This window comes from Nocardioides sp. URHA0032 (assembly GCF_000620645.1).
GTDB lineage: Bacteria > Actinomycetota > Actinomycetes > Propionibacteriales > Nocardioidaceae > Nocardioides.
On the sequence record NZ_JIAV01000002.1, the window covers coordinates 1 to 17198 of the forward strand.

Genomic DNA, 17198 nt, shown 5'->3' on the forward strand with positions numbered 1-17198 from the left:
CTCGAGCTCAACGACCGTCCTCGACAGACCCTCGCCTTCAAGACACCATCACAAGCACTAGCCGAGGTGTTGCGTTGACCGCCTGAGCCCGCAGGTATGTCCGGATTCGTTCGGGACCAATGCCGGGACGCGCCGGCTCTCCGGCGGCGGAGTCTGGCTGGAACGTCGGCCGCCGGTGGTCGTCCTCGCGGGTCGGCCGGATGAGCTCGACGCCAGGGGATGGATGGCCGTGGGCTTCCGGCCGCGGGTGGTGGCGACCGAAAGGCAGCAAACGGAACGGTGGGCGGGTGGTCGGCGCCGGCCCCCGGCCTGCGGATCCGGGGGCCGCGCCGGCTGTGGAAAGCGGCTCGGAATCGTGACCTGTTCGTTACCCAGGACCCTGTGTAACAACGGGTTCTGGGCCTCTCGATGTCGGTGGCCGGTGCTTGAGTAGCACCATGACAGCGATGGCCACACCTCGACACCGGGTCTCGGTGGCGGTCGCCCACGCCCACGCCGCACTGGATGCGGTGAGCGATGCGTCGGTGTGGTCCATGGATGCCGCGGAGACCACCGCGACCCTCGTGGAGCTCAGTAGGTTGAAGGCGCAGGTCGCCGAGCTGGAGGCCCGGGTCGCCGAGCACGCCGACGACGAACAGGTCGATACGTGGGCGCACCGGACCCGGCAGACCAAGCCCGCGGTGCTGGGCCAGGTCAGGCTCGGCCAGGCGCTGGTCACCCGGGGCCAGGTCCGCGACGCGCTCGCGGCCGGTGACCTGGTGGTCGAGCAGGCGCGGGTGATCGTCGCCGCGCTGGACCAGCTGCCCGGCGACCTCCACCCGGCCTTGGTGGACCGGGCCGAGCGGCACCTGGTCGCCGCCGGGCGCGAGCACACCGCCCCGACGTTGCGGATCCTGGGCAAGCGGCTGATGGACGTGGTCGCCCCCGACCTGGCGGATGAGTACGAGGCGCGGCAACTCGCCCGCGAGGAACGCGACGCGCTGCTGGCCACCAAGCTGGTCATGGTCGACGACGGGCACGGCAAGTGCCACGGCCGGTTCACGATCCCGTCCTTCCACGGTGCCGCGCTGAAGAAGATGCTGCTCGCAATCGCCGCCCCCAAACGGCAGGAACCGCAGGAACCGGGCGTCCCGCTGCGCCCCGGACCCGAACGCCGGGGCCGGGCGTTCTGCGAGCTCATCGAGCGCTACCCCGTCCACCAGCTCCCCCAGACCGGCGGCGTCTCGGCGACGATCGTGGTCACCATGACCCTGGACAGCCTGCTCGGGAAGCTCGAGCAGGCCGCGCTGCTGGACACCGGGGAGCGGATCACCGCGGCCACCGCCCGCCGGCTCGCGTGCGAGGCCGGGATCATCCCCGCCGTGCTCGGCGGCAACTCCGAGGTCCTCGACCTCGGCCGCACCCGCCGGTTCCACACCAAGGCACAGCGGACCGCGATCGCCCTCCGGGACAAGGGCTGCGCCGAGCCGGGCTGCGATTGGCCGCCGGCGATGTGTCACGTCCATCACGACATCCCCTGGAGCCGCGGCGGACCCACCGACGTCGAGCACGGCCGGCTCCTCTGCCCGAAACACCACACCAGGTTCCACCGACGAACCTAGGCCGACCTGCCTACGAACCTCCACCACAGACCGGCCGACGGGCGCGGTCCCACCTGCCAACACCCCAACGCCGTGAGCCGCGCGAAATGCGGCTGCTCCGGGCGAGTCGAGGCGGTGCGGAGTCCGCGGAACCACGGACTCGGACCCGACAGCCGGACGCGCGAGCCTCCGTCTCGGGCGGACGCTCCAATGCCCGGCGTGCCTTGTAAGGCTGCTTCGGCGACCTCGAGCGCATCCGTGGCGGCGAACGCCGCGGACCCCGGTTGACGATCTCGGGCATGGCTGTCCGGCCCGGCTGGACGGCACCTCGCTGCGCTGCGTCGCCGGTCGACGGACGACCAGGCCAGGTCCAAGGTCAGTAGCTAAGGTGCCCCCGCGCTCGAACCAGGGAGACGAACACCTCAGGTCGCTGGTTCTGATTGCAGCCAACGCCGTGCCCGTGCACCACATACCGACCGTGGCCGCGCACGTCGTCGTAGGCCCGCGTGCCCCGAACTGCCTGCCAGGTGCCACGCTCGACGAACGAGAAGTGACAGGTGACCGGGTCGTAGTGGTCGCGCGAGTGGCGTGGCTTGTGCCGGACGATGATGTTGCCGGCCGAGAAGACGAATCGATCCCGTCGCGGACCGAGAACCCGGTCAATGCCGTGGTCGTGAATGACGCCGTTCGCCACAACACTGTCGGGTCCGTGCCCATCTCCGATGGCCAAGAACCGGACGTTGCCTGAAACGCGCTCCTGCACTGCTCCGGCTGCGGTACCGGACGGGACGCCGACCAGCGCTCCGGCCAGGATGGCGGCAAGAGCGAACGCACGCATACGTGGTGTGGACATGAGACTCCCCATCCATAGTTGAGTTGGCGGTTGCCTCCATCGTGTTCGGATCTCCGCTGCTGGGAATACCCAAGTTGCGCGAAATGGGAGCGGGTATCCATCCGCCCACGACGCCGCAGCGACCGACCCGTCCATGACGCGGCGGGAATCCGGCGGCGTGCTGTCGGCTCGATGCGCGCGTCAGAGACCAAAATGCTTGGCAATATTCGCGAAGGCGGCTCCGGCGAGGATGGCGACGACGATAGTGACGGCGATCATCATGGGGTGTCCCTTCTGCGCGAGACACGCCCTTTCGAACCTCGAAGGCGTTCGGCCGTGCTATCGCGATGATCGGATCCTGCTCTTCAACCGTTTCCTGGTGCATCCCACACATTGGGGGATTCGTCGGTTCCGAGCGCTGGTACGGACCTCTTGCCGCCGAAGCGCACGGTCATCGGCTCATCCGGTGACCGCGGCCGTCCCGGTCCGCGGCAGCCGCCGGGACCCCCTCAACGGAGGGTCAAAGAACCTTGGAGAGGAAGGCCTGGGTCCGCTCGTGCTGCGGGGCGGAGAGGACCGTGCGCGGGTCGCCCTCCTCGACGATCACGCCGTCGTCCATGAAGACCAGGTTGTCGCCGACCTCGCGGGCGAAGCCCATCTCGTGGGTGACGACCATCATCGTCATGCCCTCGGCCGCCAGGTCGCGCATGACCGCCAGCACGTCGCCGACGAGCTCGGGGTCGAGCGCGCTCGTGGGCTCGTCGAAGAGCATCATGTCCGGGTCCAGCGACAGGGCGCGGGCGATCGCGACCCGCTGCTGCTGGCCGCCGGAGAGCTGCGCGGGGTAGGCGGTCTCGCGCTCGGCGAGGCCGACCTTCGCCAGGTTGCGCCGGGCGACCTCGACGGCCTCGCTCTTCGAGCGCCGCTTCACCCGTCGCTGCGCGACGCAGAGGTTGCCCAGCACGCTCATGTGCGGGAACAGGTTGAACTGCTGGAAGACCATCCCGATCCGGCTGCGGACAGCGTCCAGGTCGACCTCCGGGTCGCAGATGTCGATCCCCTCGACGAAGATCTGGCCGGACGTCGGCTCCTCGAGGCGGTTGACGCAGCGCAGCAGCGTCGACTTGCCCGAGCCGGACGGGCCGATCACGCAGACGACCTGGCCCTCGGCGACCTCGAAGTCGATGCCCTTGAGCACCTCGTGCTCGCCGAAGGACTTGTGCAGGCCGGAGACCTGGATGGCCGGGGTGCTCATCGGGCCGCCCTCATCTGTCGTCGTTCGAGGTAGGCCACCAGCTGGCTGGCCGGGATCGAGATGATCAGGTAGACCAGCGCGATCGCGATGAGCGGGCTGGCGTTGGCGTAGGTCACGAGGCCCTGCTGGCCGAACGAGGTGAGGTCGACCTGGTTGGCCTGCATGCCCACGAACGCCAGCAGCGAGGTGTCCTTGACCAGCAGGATGAACTCGTTGGTCAGCGGCGGGATCACGATCCGGATCGCCTGGGGGAGCACGACGGTGACCATCGTCCAGAAGCCGCTCATGCCCAGGGACTGCGCGGCCTCGCGCTGCCCTTTCGGCACGGCCTGGATGCCCGCCCGCAGGGTCTCGGCCATGTACGCCGACGACACCAGGATCAGCGCGATGATGCCCGCGCCGACGGTGCCGCCCGGCGGCTGCCACTGGAACGCCAGCGGTACGCCGAGCGCCATCACGATGATGACCACCAGGGCCGGCAGGCCACGGAAGAACTCGATGTAGATCGTCGCGAGGTACCGGTAGCCGCGCAGCGGCGAGAGCTTCATCAGCGCCAGCACGAGCGCCAGCGCGATGCCGCCGGCGAAGGCGAGCACCGTGTACTTCACCGTGTTCTTCGCCGCCGTGAGGATGATGTCGGGCCACAGGGCCTGCCAGGTCTCGGAGTCGAAGAAGTTGACCTTGACGGCCTCCCAGTCCGCGCCCAGCACCACGGCGAGCGCGGCGACCACGAGGACGCCGTAGAGCGCCCCGTGTCGCAGGCGGCGCTTGGTGGTCCGCCTCAGGCTCACTGGTCGGTGGCGAAGTAGGTGTCGTAGATCTTCTTGTAGTCGCCGTCGTCCTTCATCTTCTGCAGGGCCGCGTTGACGGCGTCGATGAGGCCGGTGTTGGTCTTCTTCATCGCCAGGCCGTAGGTCTCACCGGTGTCGTAGGTCTCGACGACCTTGAACTGGCCGGCGGCCTTGGGGTCGTTCTGGTGGTCGAGGTTGACCGGCAGGTCCTGGAGCAGTGCCTCGACCTGGCCGGCCTTGATCGCGGCGTACATCTCGCCGTCGCTCGGGAAGACCACGATGTCCGCGCCCGAGGCGTGCTCGTTGGCGTACGACTCGCCGGTGGTGCCCTTCTGGACCCCGACCTTGACGCCGTCCAGGTCGTCGATCGAGGTGATGCTCGAGTCGGCGGGGACCAGCAGGGACTGCTCGGAGTCGTAGTAGCCGTCGCTGAAGCCGATCTTCGCCTCGCGCTCCGGCGTGATCGTCATCGCGCTCGCCGCCATGTCGCACTGGCCGGCGTTCAGCGCCAGGCCGCTCTGGAGGGCGTTGAAGTCGGAGTCCTTGATCTCGACCTTCACGTTCAGCTGCTGGGCGATCGCCTCGACGATGTCGACGTCGAAGCCCGCGAAGCCCGTCGGGGTCGACTTGTCGAAGTTCTCGAACGGCGGGTACGGGACGTCGGAGCAGACGGTCAGCGTGCCCGAGGAGATCAGGCCCAGGTCGGCGGAGCCGGACGAGTCGGTGCCCGACGAGTCGGAGTCGGAGCCACACGCGGTGAGCGAGATCGCGAGCGCCGCGAAGGCGGTGGCGGCGAGGGCGGAGCGCAGGGGTCGGATCAGCATGCGAGCACTGTAGTGGTGGCGCTCACGTCCCGTGCAACGGTCCCCGCCGGGGCTGGATCACGGTCCGGTACCGGTCCATCCGCTAGCGCACGGCGCTGACGATCTCGACCAGCAGGGGAGCGGCCACGAGGGCCGGGAGCAGGTCCGCGACCGGGATCTCGCGGATCCGGAGGAGCCGCAGCGCGACCCCGACCAGGAGCAGGCCTCCGGTGGCGGTGATCGCCGCGAGGTGGGCGTCGGGGAGCACGTCGCCGAGCGCGTAGCCGAGCAGCGTCAGCGAGCCCTGGATCGCGACGATCGTGATCGCACTGGCCGCGACGCCCCAGCCGAACGACGCCGCGAACGCGATCGCCGCGAAGCCGTCCAGCGCCGCCTTCAGGAACAGCTGGTCGGCGCCGTTCCCGAGCCCGTCGTTCAGCGACCCCAGGATGGTGAGGGGACCGGTGCAGAACACCAGCGAGGAGACCACGAAGCCCTCGATGAAGCGGTGCCGCTCCGCGGAGTCCGCGGCACCGGCCAGGCGCGCCTGGAGCCAGCCGCCGAACCCCTCGACCCGGCTCTCGAGCCGCAACAGCGAGCCGGCGATCCCGCCCAGGAGCAACGACCCGAGCACGATCAGCATCGGGGCGCTGTCGCCGACCTCGGCCGAGAGGTCGTCGCTGGTGACCGCGATCGCCGACGTGCCCGCGATCAGGAGGGTGACCAGGCCGAGCGCGTCGGTCACCAGGTCGCGCGTGCGCATCGGCAGCCGGTTGCCCAGCAGCACGCCGATCGTGGCGCCCACGAGGACGGTGGCGACGTTGACGACGGTGCCGATACCGGGGATCAAGGGACTCCTCTGACAGGAAGGCGGGCCTGAGCGTAGTCTCCTTCTTTGGTGCCGCGTTCGGGGGACACGAGACGTGGCGAGGAGGAGGTCTCGAAAGGCCATGACTCGATGACGCGTACCCTCGTGTCGCTGCGCGCCGCCACGACCGCGGACGCGCCGCACCTCGCTGAGCTCTGGACCGACGTCATCCGTCGGAACGGCCGTGAGGAGCAGGTCGCCGACCTCGACACCGTGATCGCCCGGGTCGAGGCGTCCGAGGACGAGCGCATCGTCGTCGCGGAGTACGACGGCGAGTTCGCCGGGGCCGTGCACCTCCAGGCCACCACGATGTCCCCGCTCAACCACGAGCCGGTCCTCCGTGCGCTCTCGCCGCACGTGCTGCCCCGGTTCCAGCGGCACGGCATCGGCAGCGCGTTGATGGACGCCGCCGTCTCGTGGGCCGAGGAGCTCGGCATCGGGCACGTCGCCACCGCAGCGGTCGCCGGGTCACGGGACGCGAACCGCTTCATGGCCCGGATCGCGCTCGGTCCGTACGCCGTGCTGCGCATCGCGACGACCCACGCCGTGCGCTCCCGGCTCTCCGCCCACCGCCGCCCGGTCACCTCGAGCGGTGGCCGGCAGTTGACCCAGGTGCTCGCGGCCCGGCGCTCGATGCGCCGCTCGCGGGCCTCCGCGGCTCAGGAGTCGTAGCGGTCCCGCGGCATCAGGGCGCACGTGATCCGGGACGTGCAGACCCGCTTGCCGCGCTCGTCGGTGATGACGACCTCGTAGGTCGCCGTCGTGCGGCCGAGGTGGATCGCGGTCGCCGTACCGGTCACGGTGCCGGAGGTCGCGGAGCGGTGGTGGGTCGCGTTGATCTCGATGCCGACCGACAGCTTGTCGGGGTGCGCGTGGATCGCCGAGCCGACCGACCCCAGCGTCTCGGCGAGGACCACCGACGCGCCGCCGTGGAGGAGTCCGTAGGGCTGGGTGTTGCCCTCGACCGGCATGGTCGCGACCACCCGCTCGGCGGAGATCTCGAGGAGCTCGATGCCCATCTTCTCGTTGAGGCCGCCCATGCCCTGCGGCATCTGGGCGATGAAGTCGTCGATGTCCAGCTCGTTCCCGCCACCAGAGGTCATGGGCACATCCTGCCTGTCGGCGCCGGCTACTAGAGTCGGAGGGTGCCTCGCCTCCTGCTCCTCGACGGACACTCGCTCGCCTACCGCGCCTTCTTCGCGCTGCCCGTCGAGAACTTCTCCACCACGACCGGGCAGCACACGAACGCCGTCTACGGCTTCACCTCGATGCTCATCAACGTGCTGCGCGACGAGCAGCCCACGCACGTCGGCGTCGCGTTCGACGTCTCCCGGCAGACGTTCCGCCTCGAGCAGTACGCCGAGTACAAGGCCAAGCGCAACAAGACCCCCACCGAGTTCAGCAGCCAGCTGCCGCTCATCGAGGAGGTCCTCAACGCGCTGCGGATCCCGTTCCTGAAGAAGGACGGCTACGAGGCCGACGACATCATCGCGACCCTCGTCACGCAGGCGCTCGAGGACGACGAGATGGAGGTCCTGATCCTCACCGGCGACCGGGACTCGCTCCAGCTCGTGACCGAGCGGTCGACCGTGCTCTACCCGATGCGCGGCGTCTCGGACCTGGCCCGGATGACCCCGGCCGCCGTCGAGGAGAAGTACGGCGTCCCGCCGTACCGCTACCCCGAGCTCGCGGCGATCGTGGGGGAGACCTCCGACAACCTGCCGGGCGTGCCCGGCGTCGGCCAGGGCTACGCCGCGAAGTGGATCAACCAGTACGACGGCCTCGACAACGTCATCACCCACGCCGACGAGATCACCGGCAAGAAGGGCGAGGCGCTGCGCGAACACCTCGGCGACGTGATCCGCAACCGCCAGCTCAACGCCCTGGTCCGTGACCTGCCGCTCGACAAGGCCCCCGTCGACCTCGCCGTACGCCCCTGGGACCGGCACGAGGTGCACACCCTGTTCGACGGGCTCGAGTTCCGGGTGCTGCGGGACCGGCTGTTCGAGACGCTGACGTCGGAGGAGGACATCGACGACTCCGGCTTCGACGTCGCGATGAGCGTCCTGGGCGCCGGTGAGCTGGCCGGCTGGCTGGAGCAGAACGCCGCCTCGGGCGACCGCGTCGGCGTGCATGTCGTGGGCCGGTGGGGCGGCGGCAGCGGTGACGTCACCAGTGTCGCACTGGCGACCGGCGACGGGACCGCCGGCTGGGTCGCCACCGACGAGCTCGACGCCGACAACCAGGCGGCGCTGGTCGGGTGGCTGGCGGACCCGAAGCAGCCCAAGGTGCTGCACGACGCGAAGGGCCCGATGCTGGCGCTCGCGGCGTGGGGCATGCCGCTGTCCGGCCTCGAGAGGGACACCGCGCTCTCGGCCTACCTCGCCCGCCCCGACCAGCGCTCCTACGACCTCGCCGACCTGACCGTGCGCTACCTCAAGCGCGAGCTCAAGCAGGGCGGGGCCGACGACGGGCAGCTGAGCCTCGACGGCCTCGACGACACGCTCGACGGGACCCGCGCCGGAGAGGTGGAGATGCTGCACGCCCGGGCCGTCCTCGACCTGGCCGCTGCCCTGGACGACGAGCTCGAGGAGCGCGGCGGCACCCGTCTGCTCCACGACATCGAGCTGCCGCTGGTCGACCTGCTCGCGAAGATGGAGCAGACCGGCATCGCCGTCGACACCGAGCACCTCGAGTCGCTCGAGGGCCACTTCGCGGCCGAGGTCCGCGAGGCCGCCGAGCAGGCGTTCGCGGTGATCGGCAAGGAGATCAACCTCGGCTCGCCCAAGCAGCTGCAGACCGTGCTGTTCGACGAGCTCGGCATGCCGAAGACCAAGCGCACCAAGACCGGCTACACCACCGACGCCGACGCGCTGCAGGCGCTGTACGTCAAGACCGAGCACCCGTTCCTGCTGCACCTGCTGCGCCACCGCGACGTCTCCCGGCTGCGGCAGACCATCGAGGGCCTGCTGAAGACGGTGGCCGGCGACGGGCGGATCCACACGACGTTCAACCAGACGATCGCGGCGACCGGCCGGCTCTCGAGCACCGATCCGAACCTCCAGAACATCCCGATCCGCACCGAGGAGGGTCGCCGGATCCGCGAGGGCTTCGTCGTCGGACAGAGCGTCGTCGGGCAGGGCTTCGAGTCCCTGATGACCGCGGACTACAGCCAGATCGAGATGCGGATCATGGCGCACCTGTCCGAGGACGCGCTGCTCATCGAGGCGTTCCGGTCCGGTCGTGACTTCCACTCGATCACCGCGGCCCGGGTCTTCGACGTCCCCGCCGACGACGTGACCGTCGAGATGCGGGCCAAGATCAAGGCGATGAACTACGGCCTGGCCTACGGGCTGTCCGCGTTCGGCCTCAGCCAGCAGCTCGGGATCGAGGCGGGCGAGGCGCGCGGGCTGATGGACGAGTACTTCCAGACCTTCGGCGGGATCCGCGACTACCTCGGCGGCGTCGTCGAGGAGGCCCGGAGGACCGGCTTCACCGAGACCATCAAGGGACGGCGCCGCTACCTGCCCGACCTGACCAGCGACAACCGACAGCGTCGCGAGATGGCCGAGCGGATGGCGCTCAACGCCCCGATCCAGGGCTCGGCGGCCGACATCATCAAGATCGCGATGCTCTACGTCGACGGCGCGATCGAGCAGGCCGGGTTGCAGTCCCGGATGCTGCTCCAGGTGCACGACGAGCTCGTGTTCGAGGTGGCGACCGGCGAGCAGGAGGCGCTGGAGGCGCTGGTCCGTGAGCAGATGGGCCGCGCGGCCGACCTCGCCGTACCGCTGGACGTGTCAGTCGGCTTCGGCCGGAGCTGGCACGACGCGGCCCACTGACGGGCGCAGCACGTACGCGCTGACCGCCAGCAGTACGGCCAGCAGGACCGAGTCGACCGTGATGACCACCGCCAGCAGCCCGCGCAGGCTGGACGTGGTGAGGCCGAGGACGACGACCACCACGAACGCCGACCACACCAGGTACGCCGAGCGCTGGCCCTGCCGGGCGAGCACCGAGTAGACGAGCAGCTGCAGCATCGACAGCACGGTGCCGAGGATCGCGAAGATCCAGAGGTGGTCGGCGATCTCCTCGAACTGCTGGCCGCCCACGAAGACGAGCGCCAGGCGCGGCAGCAGCGCCGCCCCGGCGGTCGCGACGGCACCCAGCACCGCGACCAGGCCGAGGCTGGCGGTCAGCGCGCGCCGACGCTCGCCCACCGTCGACATCGAGGGGAACGCGACGACCACGACGAACTGTGGCAGGAACAGCACGGCCTTGGTCAGGATCAACCCGCCGGCGTAGAGGCCGGCGTCGTGCTCGGTCAGCACGTTGCGGGCGATCACGATGTCGGTGTTGGAGAGCGCGAAGAACGCGAGCAGCACCTGAGAGTTGTGGAACGACTCCCGGATCACCCTCCGGAAGCCGTGGTCCTCGCTCTGGACCCCTTCGTCGCGCGCGCGACGAAGGAACCACCAGCCGGCGACCACCGGGGCGCAGGCGCCGAGCCCGGTGCCGACGAGCGCGGCGGCCTCGGTCGGGTGCCAGGCGATCAGGAGCGTGCCGATGACCAGGCGGGGCACCCCACTGAGCACGTACAGCACCGACAGCGCCTGCCAGCGACGCTCGCCCTGGAGGATGCCGGCCTGGCCACCCATGATCGTGAACGGCACCGAGATGACCGAGACCAGCGCGGCGGTGAGCAGGCTGTCCAGCCGGAGCACCACGTTCAGCAGCGGCGACAGCACCAGGAGCAGCACGCCGAGCGCCGCGGCCGCCCGGTAGGTGACCCCGAGGATGGTCTTCTCGATCTGCGCGATGTGCTCGGGCTCGGCCGCGATCCGGCGCGCGGCGGTGGCCTGGATGCCCAGCTGGAGGACCGTGATCACCAGCAACGTGGCCATCAGGCTCGCGAACGCGCCGTACGCCTGCGGGCCGAGCAGCCGGGCGGCGATCATCGTGAAGCCGTACGTCGCCACGTTCATGACGGCCATCGCCACGGCGATCGAGCCGCCGCCGCTCAGCAGCCGGGTGAGGCGGCGCGAAGGGGTCACGGGAGGGAAGCGTATGCGAGACTCGCGCGCGTGATTCGCGCCGGTGCCGTGCTGCGGTCCCTGCGGCCGAAGCAGTGGACCAAGAACCTCCTCGTGGTCGCGGCACCGCTCGCCGCCGGCGACCTCGGCGACGCCGGCGTCCTGGGTCCGACCGTGCTGGCGTTCCTGGCGTTCTGTGCGGCCTCCTCCGCGATGTACCTGGTCAACGACTGCGCGGACGTCGAGGCCGACCGGCTGCACCCCCGCAAGCAGTTCCGGCCGATCGCGGCCGGCGAGCTCTCCGTCCGGGGGGCGCTCCTGGTCGCCACGCTGCTGTTCCTGGTCAGCGTCGGCCTGGCCGCGCTGACCCGCTGGGAGTTCGTGCTGCTGCTCGTCTCCTACGTCGCGGTGATGCTCGCCTACTCGCTCCGCCTCAAGCACGAGCCGGTGATCGACCTGGCGCTGGTCGCCGCCGGGTTCCTGATGCGCGCGGTCGCCGGCGGCCTCGCCGCGGCGATCCCGATCTCGGACTGGTTCCTCATGGTGGCCGGCTTCGGCTCGCTGTTCATCGTGGCCGGCAAGCGCTACTCCGAGCTGCACACGCTCGGCAGCGAGGCGGGCACCCGGCGTTCGCTGGTGCACTACACCGACAGCTACCTCCGGTTCGTCTGGAGCATCGCGGCGGCCGTCACCGTCGCGGCGTACTGCCTGTGGGCGTTCGAGAACGCCGCCGAGACCGGCATCCCGTGGCACACGCTCTCGATCCTGCCGTTCGTGGTCGGGCTGCTCCGGTACGCCGTGGACGTCGACGCGGGGGCGGCCGCCGAGCCCGAGGACATCGTCTGGGGCGACCGGCTGCTGCAGGGGATCGGCGTGATCTGGGTGGTCGCGCTGACCCTCGGGGTGCTGGGTGTCTGACTCCTCCACGTTCCACGGCTGGGGCCGCACGGCACCGTCGGTCGGCCGCCCGGTCACGGCGACCGCGAACGGCGTGCCGCACCTCGTCCGCCGGGCCGGGCCCCGCGGGCTGATCGCCCGCGGCCTGGGACGCTCGTACGGCGACCCGGCGCAGAACGCCGGGGGCGACGTGCTGCTCCCGCTGCCGACCGAGATCGGCGCGGTCGCGGCCGACGGCACGGTTCGCGCGAGCGCCGGGACCAGCCTGCACGACCTGATGGCGGCGCTGCTGCCGCGCGGCCGGTTCCTGCCGGTCACGCCCGGCACCCGGTACGTCACCGTCGCCGGCGCGATCGCCTGCGACGTGCACGGCAAGAGCCACCACCGCGCCGGGAGCTTCGGCGCCCACGTCGTCGACCTCGACCTGGTGATCGCGAGCGGCGAGACCCGCACGGTCGGCCCGGACCGGGACCCCGACCTCTTCTGGGCCACGGTCGGCGGCCTCGGTCTGACCGGGGTGATCACGGCGGCCACGCTGCGGACCATCCCCGTCGAGACGGCGTACGCCGAGGTCAGCACCCAGCGCCTGCCCGACCTGGACGCCGTCATGGCCGAGATGCGCGAGGGCGACGACGCCGTGACGTACTCCGTCGCCTGGATCGACACCCTGGCCCGCGGCGCCGCGCTGGGCCGCTCCGTGCTCTCGCGCGGCGAGCACGCCACTCGCGAGCTGCTCGGTGACCGCGGCGACCTCCTGACCCCGCCCGCCGCACCGCGCCTGGCGGTGCCGTTCACCCCACCGGTCAACCTGGTCGGATCACTCGGCGTGCGCGCGTTCAACGAGGCGTGGTTCCGCAAGGCTCCTCGCCACCGCACCGGCGAGATCCAGCCGCTCGCCACCTTCTTCCACCCGCTGGACGGCGTCGCGGGCTGGAACCGCGTCTACGGTCCGCACGGCCTCGTGCAGTACCAGTTCGTGGTGCCCGACCACGAGGACGCCGCGCTGGTGCGCATCCTGGAGCAGATCGCCGCCGCCCGGCTCCCGTCGTTCCTCGCCGTGCTCAAGCGGTTCGGCCCCGGCAACGACGGCCCGCTGTCGTTCCCGATGGCCGGCTGGACGCTGGCCTACGACGTCCCTGCGCACCCGGACCTCGCCCCGCTCCTCGACGGCCTCGACGACCAGGTCGTCGCCGCCGGCGGGCGGGTCTACCTCGCCAAGGACTCCCGGCTACGGGCGGGACTGCTGCCCGCGATGTACCCCCGGCTCGACGAGCTCCGCGCCGTCCGCGAGAAGGTCGACCCCGACCGCGTGTTCCGCTCCGACCTGTCCCGCCGCCTCGAGATCTGATGGAGATCTGATGCTCAACGCCCTCGGCCAGCCCCAGACCGTGCTGCTGCTCGGCGGGACCAGCGACATCGCGCTCGCCACGGCCGAGCGGTGGGCCCGCTCCGGTGACCTGCACGTGGTCCTCGCCGCTCGGCCCGGCGAGCGTCGGGACGCCGCCGCCACGCGGCTCGAGCAGTCCGGCGCCGTCGTGGAGGCGGTCGACTTCGAGGCCGAGGCCACCGGGACCCACCCCACGCTGGTCGAGGCGATCGAGCGCGACATCGACGTGGCGGTGGTCGCCTTCGGGGTGCTCGGGGACGAGGAGCAGGCCTGGCAGGACCACGCGGCCGCCGTGCACCTGGCCACCGTGAACTACACGGCGCCGGTCAGCCTCGGCGTCTGCCTCGCAGCGAGGCTCAGGAAGCAGGGCCACGGCGTGATCGTCGCGCTGTCGTCGGTGGCGGGGGAGCGGGTGCGCCGCTCCAACTTCGTCTACGGCTCGAGCAAGGCCGGAATGGACGGCTTCTACCTCGGCCTCGGCGAGGCGCTCCGCGGCACCGGCGCCCGGGTGCTCGTCGTCCGCCCGGGCTTCGTCCGCACCAAGATGACCGAGGGCCGCGACCCGGCGCCGCTGTCGGTGGACGCCGATGACGTCGCGGCCGCGATCGTGAAGGGCGTCGCCGGCGGTGACGACCTGGTGTGGGTGCCGGCCGCGATGCGCGGCGTGATGTCCGGCCTGCGACACGTGCCCCGCGCGCTGTTCCGGAAGCTGCCGCTGTAGTGCACCCTGCGCGGTGGCTCGTGCCGGCGTGGGCCGTCGCCCTCGCCGTGCTGATGCTGGGCCCGGTCCTCGGCGCGGGCTATCTGCTGACCTACGACATGGTGTGGGTGCCCGACCTCGCCCTGCGGACCGACTTCCTCGGCCTCGGCTCGGCACTGCCTCGCGCTGTCCCGTCGGACGCCGTGGTGGCGGTCCTCGACGAGGTGCTGCCCGGGATGCTCCTCCAGAAGGTCGTCCTGCTCGGCGCCCTGGTCATCGGCGGCCTCGGCGCCGCCCGGCTGGCGGGCCGCTCGACGGTGGCCCGGCTGGCCGCGGTCAGCGTCTACGTCTGGAGCCCCTACGTCGTCGAACGACTCTGGATCGGGCACTGGCCGTTGCTGCTCTGCTGGGCGGTGCTGCCGTGGCTGGTCGCCGAGGGGATCCGGCTCCGCACCGACGCACGCCTCGGCGCGGCACTGCCGTTCCTGCTGGTCGTCGGCAGCCTCAGCGCGAACGCCGGGCTGATGGCGGCCGCCACCCTGCTCGCCGTCGGTGTCACCCGTAGCAACGCGGCCCGCCTGGTCGCGGTCACCGTCGCCGCGAACGCGCCGTGGCTGGTCGCCGGACTGCTGCACCTCGACACCGCCACGTCCAGCACATCGGGCGCGGTCTTCGGGATGAACGCCGAGGGCCCGCTGCCCGCCCCCCTCGCCGCCCTCACCCTCGGCGGCATCTGGAACTCCGAGGTCGTCCCGGGCTCACGCGGACTGCTGGTGCTCCCGCTCGTGCTCACCGTCGGGTACGGCGCTCTGGCTCTCGTCGGCGCCCGTCCACTCGCCCGGCGGCTCGGCCGCCGGACGACCACCGCCCTGGTGTCGCTGTGGGCCGTCGGGTACGCCGTCGCGCTGCTGTCGTGGGCGGTCCCGGACGGGCTCGGCTGGGTGGCCGGCCACGTGCCCGCGGGCGGCCTGCTCCGTGACGGGACCCGCTCGCTGGCCCTCTGCGCACCGCTGACCGCGGCGCTGGTCGCCGCGGGGGTCCAGTGGTGCGGGGAACGGGCACCCCGGATCCCGGTCGCGGCTGCCGGCGCCGTGCTCCCGCTGGCCTTCATGCCGGACGCGGCCTGGGGGATCTCCGGCGCGCTCCAGCCGGCGGACTACCCGGCCGAGTGGGCCCAGGCGCGGACCGCGCTGGGCGCCGGGCAGGGCGACGTGCTGGTGCTGCCGTTCACGAGCTACCGGGCGCCGGCGTGGAACCACCACCGCAAGGTGCTCGACCCGCTCCCGCGCTACCTGCGGCCGGACTACGTCGTCAACGACCAGCTCGCCGTGGACGGCCGGATCATCGCGGGTGAGGACCCACGGGTGCCCGACGTGCTGGCCGCGCTCGCGCTGCCCGACGCCGGCGACCGCGCGGTCGCGCTGGCCGACCTCGGCGTCGGGGCGGTGGCGCGGGACCGCACCGTGCCCACGACCAGCACCTACGACGCCGAGGTCGCCGGCACCGTCGTCTTCGACGGGGAGGACCTCGAGGTCACGATCCTCGACGTGCCGGTCGACGAGCGGGAGGCCTCGGCCGGGTCGCTGGTGGCGCTCGGCAGCGCCTGGGCGGCGTACGTCGCGCTGGTGCTGGCCGGCGCGTGGAACACGTGCAGACCCATCTCGTCGGGAATGCCCACCCGGCGTCGGTCCGGGTGATACGTTCTGCGCCGAGAGGGAGGAACCCACGTGCAAGCTTTTCTCATCACCTTTGCGAGCGTCGTCGTCGGCGGAGGGCTCGCAGGTGCCACCGTGGTCGGTCTGGTGAACTCCCAGACGGCTCCTCCCGCGCAGTCGCCCGCGAACGTCAGCAACCCGACCCTGGACTACGGCTCCACCCAGTGAGCTAGTCCTCGGTGGCGTCCTGGTCGCTGACCAGCTCGCCGCGGAGCGCGCTCGCGACCACGTGCGCGAACGCCGCCTGCGAGTGCGCCCACGTGAACCCCGCGCCGTGCCGCACCGCTCCCTCCGCCAGGATCCCGCGGCCCTGCTCGTCGCGCAGCAGCGCGCCGAGTGCCGACGTCAGCTCGGCCTGGCTGCCGACGAGGATGCCGGAGACGCCGTCGACGATCGACTCCCGGGTGCCGCCGGCGCTCGCGTAGGCGACGGTCGGGGTGCGGTGCGCGGCCGCCTCGCCGACGACCAGCCCCCAGCCCTCCTTGAGGGAGGGCAGCGCCATCAACCACGACTCCTCGTAGATCTCCTGCTTCCGCACCTCGGACACGTGACCCTCGAAGACCACCGAGCCGCAGGCGACCTGGTCGGCGGCGTACGCCCGCAGCTCGGGCTCCCACCAGCCGCTCCCGACCACCCGCAGCCGGAGGTCCGGGAACTCGCCGAGCAGCGCGGTGACCGCGTCGACCGCGTGCTCGACCTGCTTGTGGGGGACCAGCCGGCCGACCACGCAGATCGACGGGTTTGTCGACTTGCGGGCGTCGACGTTGACGACCGGGTCGGTGCCGTTGTGCACGACAGCGACGCGCGGCCCGGTGACGCCGAGCCCGCGGAGCTCGGCGCGGGTGGCGCGGGACACCGCGACGTACTGCCGGCCGCGGTAGAGCCGCGGCGCGAGCCGGCTCTCGATCCACCAGCCGATCCGGCCGGTGAGCCCCGGGTAGACGACCGGCCACTGCTCGCGGTGCACGTGGTGCACGAGCACGATGACGGGCTTGCGGGTCACCAGCGGGGTGAAGAACGGCAACCCGTTCTGCACGTCGACCACCACGTCGACCCGGCCGAGGCGGCGGTGCAGCAGCGCCCACATGCCGAGCAGGTAGACGCTCAGCTTCGAGCCGCGGCGCACGAACCGGATGCCGTCGACGGTCTCGTCGGGGGCGGCGCCGGCGTACGCGACGCAGAAGATCGTGACCCTCGCGCCGCGCTCGACGAGCCCCGCCGCCATCTTCTCCAGGTACCGCTCAGCGCCGCCGCCCTCGGGGTTGCGGGTGTCCCGCCAGCTGAAGAACGCGACGTGGCGTCCGGCGAGGGCGTCGGTCGTCGGCACCCGCCGAGGT

Annotated in this window: 16 protein-coding genes; 8 read left to right on the forward strand and 8 right to left on the reverse strand. The window is 71.4% G+C overall.

Features of this window, described 5'->3' with window-relative positions:
• Positions 1-446: 446 nt before the first annotated feature.
• Positions 447-1601, forward strand: a complete 1155-nt coding sequence (locus tag N538_RS27055) for an HNH endonuclease signature motif containing protein (protein ID WP_197025201.1) — start codon at positions 447-449, stop codon at positions 1599-1601.
• 355 nt (positions 1602-1956) lie between these two features.
• Here N538_RS27055 and N538_RS0101105 read toward each other — a convergent pair whose 3' ends face one another.
• From N538_RS0101105 to N538_RS0101130, 5 genes are all read right to left on the reverse strand, one after another.
• Positions 1957-2433 carry a hypothetical protein gene (locus N538_RS0101105; RefSeq protein ID WP_155991905.1) on the reverse strand — a complete coding sequence of 159 codons (477 nt, stop codon included), beginning with the start codon at positions 2431-2433 and terminating at the stop codon, positions 1957-1959.
• A gap of 499 nt (positions 2434-2932) precedes the next feature.
• On the reverse strand, positions 2933-3667 hold the full coding sequence (locus N538_RS0101115; protein ID WP_028635762.1) for an amino acid ABC transporter ATP-binding protein: 735 nt from the start codon (positions 3665-3667) through the stop codon (positions 2933-2935).
• Entirely contained in the window at positions 3664-4458 is a 795-nt protein-coding gene (locus tag N538_RS0101120; protein WP_155991906.1) for an amino acid ABC transporter permease, read from the reverse strand. Before N538_RS0101120 ends, N538_RS0101115 begins: the two co-directional genes overlap by 4 nt.
• A complete protein-coding gene (locus N538_RS0101125; RefSeq protein ID WP_036569085.1) occupies positions 4455-5282 on the reverse strand; it encodes an ABC transporter substrate-binding protein in 828 nt (275 codons plus the stop codon). Before N538_RS0101125 ends, N538_RS0101120 begins: the two co-directional genes overlap by 4 nt.
• Positions 5283-5364: 82 nt before the next feature.
• Positions 5365-6111, reverse strand: coding sequence for a DUF554 domain-containing protein (locus N538_RS0101130; RefSeq protein WP_028635765.1), 747 nt, complete (start codon positions 6109-6111; stop codon positions 5365-5367).
• Positions 6112-6219: 108 nt separating this feature from the next.
• Here N538_RS0101130 and N538_RS0101135 point away from each other — a divergent pair, with 108 nt between their 5' ends.
• On the forward strand, positions 6220-6801 hold the full coding sequence (locus N538_RS0101135) for a GNAT family N-acetyltransferase (RefSeq protein ID WP_036569087.1): 582 nt from the start codon (positions 6220-6222) through the stop codon (positions 6799-6801).
• Here the strand turns inward: N538_RS0101135 and N538_RS0101140 are convergent.
• Positions 6789-7232 (reverse strand): PaaI family thioesterase, encoded by a 444-nt coding sequence (locus N538_RS0101140; RefSeq protein WP_028635767.1) that lies wholly within the window; start codon positions 7230-7232, stop codon positions 6789-6791. The two genes, N538_RS0101135 and N538_RS0101140, sit on opposite strands and share 13 nt — an antisense overlap.
• A gap of 42 nt (positions 7233-7274) precedes the next feature.
• On the opposite strand from N538_RS0101140, the gene polA reads away from it, so the two are divergent.
• Positions 7275-9971, forward strand: coding sequence for a DNA polymerase I (polA, locus tag N538_RS0101145; RefSeq protein WP_028635768.1), 2697 nt, complete (start codon positions 7275-7277; stop codon positions 9969-9971).
• On the opposite strand, the gene N538_RS23255 is transcribed toward polA, so the two are convergent.
• Positions 9930-11183 carry an oligosaccharide flippase family protein gene (locus tag N538_RS23255; protein WP_231496102.1) on the reverse strand — a complete coding sequence of 418 codons (1254 nt, stop codon included), beginning with the start codon at positions 11181-11183 and terminating at the stop codon, positions 9930-9932. The two genes, polA and N538_RS23255, sit on opposite strands and share 42 nt — an antisense overlap.
• Positions 11184-11213: 30 nt before the next feature.
• Here N538_RS23255 and N538_RS23260 point away from each other — a divergent pair, with 30 nt between their 5' ends.
• From N538_RS23260 to N538_RS28225, 5 genes are read left to right on the forward strand one after another with little or no spacing between them, the layout of a single operon-like run.
• The gene (locus N538_RS23260) at positions 11214-12080 is read left to right on the forward strand and encodes a decaprenyl-phosphate phosphoribosyltransferase (RefSeq protein WP_036569124.1); all 867 of its coding nucleotides are present in this window, start codon (positions 11214-11216) and stop codon (positions 12078-12080) included.
• A complete protein-coding gene (locus tag N538_RS0101160) occupies positions 12073-13407 on the forward strand; it encodes an FAD-binding protein (protein ID WP_028635769.1) in 1335 nt (444 codons plus the stop codon). Before N538_RS23260 ends, N538_RS0101160 begins: the two co-directional genes overlap by 8 nt.
• 10 nt (positions 13408-13417) lie before the next feature.
• Entirely contained in the window at positions 13418-14167 is a 750-nt protein-coding gene (locus N538_RS0101165) for a decaprenylphospho-beta-D-erythro-pentofuranosid-2-ulose 2-reductase (RefSeq protein WP_028635770.1), read from the forward strand.
• The gene (locus N538_RS23265; RefSeq protein WP_051548564.1) at positions 14167-15843 is read left to right on the forward strand and encodes a hypothetical protein; all 1677 of its coding nucleotides are present in this window, start codon (positions 14167-14169) and stop codon (positions 15841-15843) included. Before N538_RS0101165 ends, N538_RS23265 begins: the two co-directional genes overlap by 1 nt.
• A gap of 30 nt (positions 15844-15873) precedes the next feature.
• On the forward strand, positions 15874-16029 hold the full coding sequence (locus N538_RS28225) for a hypothetical protein (protein WP_155991907.1): 156 nt from the start codon (positions 15874-15876) through the stop codon (positions 16027-16029).
• A 1-nt stretch (position 16030) separates the two neighbouring features.
• Here the strand turns inward: N538_RS28225 and N538_RS0101175 are convergent, their stop codons facing one another.
• Complete coding sequence (locus N538_RS0101175; RefSeq protein WP_028635771.1) at positions 16031-17188, reverse strand: glycosyltransferase family 4 protein; 1158 nt, start codon at positions 17186-17188, stop codon at positions 16031-16033.
• Positions 17189-17198: the final 10 nt, after the last annotated feature.

Bases quoted from the DNA above. Each gene is read 5' to 3' on its own strand.
- N538_RS27055 (WP_197025201.1), top strand. From the start codon at position 447: ATGGCCACACCTCGACACCGGGTCTCGGTGGCGGTCGCCCACGCCCAC.
- N538_RS0101105 (WP_155991905.1), bottom strand. From the start codon at position 2,433: ATGTCCACACCACGTATGCGTGCGTTCGCTCTTGCCGCCATCCTGGCC.
- N538_RS0101115 (WP_028635762.1), bottom strand. From the start codon at position 3,667: ATGAGCACCCCGGCCATCCAGGTCTCCGGCCTGCACAAGTCCTTCGGC.
- N538_RS0101125 (WP_036569085.1), bottom strand. From the start codon at position 5,282: ATGCTGATCCGACCCCTGCGCTCCGCCCTCGCCGCCACCGCCTTCGCG.
- N538_RS0101135 (WP_036569087.1), top strand. From the start codon at position 6,220: ATGACGCGTACCCTCGTGTCGCTGCGCGCCGCCACGACCGCGGACGCG.
- N538_RS0101140 (WP_028635767.1), bottom strand. From the start codon at position 7,232: ATGACCTCTGGTGGCGGGAACGAGCTGGACATCGACGACTTCATCGCC.
- N538_RS0101165 (WP_028635770.1), top strand. From the start codon at position 13,418: ATGCTCAACGCCCTCGGCCAGCCCCAGACCGTGCTGCTGCTCGGCGGG.